This window comes from Arsenophonus nasoniae DSM 15247 (genome assembly GCF_000429565.1).
GTDB classification, from domain to species: Bacteria; Pseudomonadota; Gammaproteobacteria; order Enterobacterales; family Enterobacteriaceae; genus Arsenophonus; species Arsenophonus nasoniae.
Map to the genome: position 1 here is coordinate 1 of NZ_AUCC01000269.1, position 1182 is coordinate 1182.

The 1182-nt window shown below is 32.7% G+C and carries 1 protein-coding gene and 1 pseudogene; one reads left to right on the top strand and one right to left on the bottom strand.

Annotated features, from left to right (window positions below):
• Window positions 1-594: tail fiber assembly protein (locus G468_RS0118305; RefSeq protein WP_026824187.1), on the top strand; the 594-nt coding region annotated here is incomplete at its 5' end.
• Between the two features lie 94 nt (window positions 595-688).
• Here the strand turns inward: G468_RS0118305 and G468_RS0118310 are convergent.
• Window positions 689-1182, bottom strand: a pseudogene (locus G468_RS0118310) (hypothetical protein); the annotation flags it as partial.

Consider the following 1182-nt stretch of genomic DNA (forward strand, 5'->3'; position numbering starts at 1 on the left):
CCCGCCATTATCGGAGAAGATGGATTTGGAAAAAAAACAGGATATATCAAAGTTTATTCGACTATAGGTGAGCAGAATGAATATTTTAATGCAACGATAACATATGTAAGTCTACATGCTGGTATTGGTGCTGACATGTATCTTGATGCACCCATCCTTCCAGATGATGACAGTTTGGCAGTTGTCCGCTCTGAAGATTTAACGCATTGGGAAACTATTGTCGATCACCGAGGAAAAATAGCCTATCGAAAAAAGGATCGTAGTGAATACATCATTGATTACCTTGGCGATATCAAAGACGACGTGACTTGGTTAAAACCTGAAACAGTCTTTGATTATTGGGATGGTGACAAATGGGTTACCGATAAAGAAGCTCAGAAACAAGACGCTATTCAATCTGCAAAGTATGAAAAGCGATATCGCATTGATAGAGCATCAGAGATGATACAACCTTTGCAAGATGCGGTTGACTTGGATATGGCAACATCAGACGAAATAAAACAACTAAGGAATTGGAAACTCTATAGATTAAACCTTCATCGTAAAGACATTTCGACTGCCCCAGATATTGATTGGCCGAAAAAACCAGAATAACAAAATACAGTAACTTCATTTCATCAGATGCGCCCCCAAATTAGCCATCACAGGCTTAGTTTTTAAGGCGCATTGTATAATGCTAATATAATTATTATTTACGTATCAACATGAATTGTATTTTTTTTGATAAACTAATGCTGTACTTATCAATATAATCAAAAAATAATTTTGAAAGAATTATAGTTGACAACAACGAAATAATTAAAGAAAAAAAGACAGAGAATATAAAATCAAATCTGCTTCGTAAAAAGAAATTTAAAGCAGGTATTCCAATCACATAAATAATTGAAATATGAGTTAAATACATAGAAAATGATAACTTGCCTAAGTAAGTTAACCAACTGACATCTAGGATAGAATTAATTAATTTAGATTTAAGTGACGAAAAAACCACAAAAATAGCTCCTATAAATATCAATATTCCACTAATTTTTGATTTTAAATCACCAAAATAATCGAGAATAAAAGCATAGCTTAAACTTGAAGGTTTTGAACCTAAAAACCACAAACCTATAATCATTAAAAAGAAAGCCACAGAATTTGGCAACCTAAGGTTACAAAAATAAATCAAATGACCTACAAGAA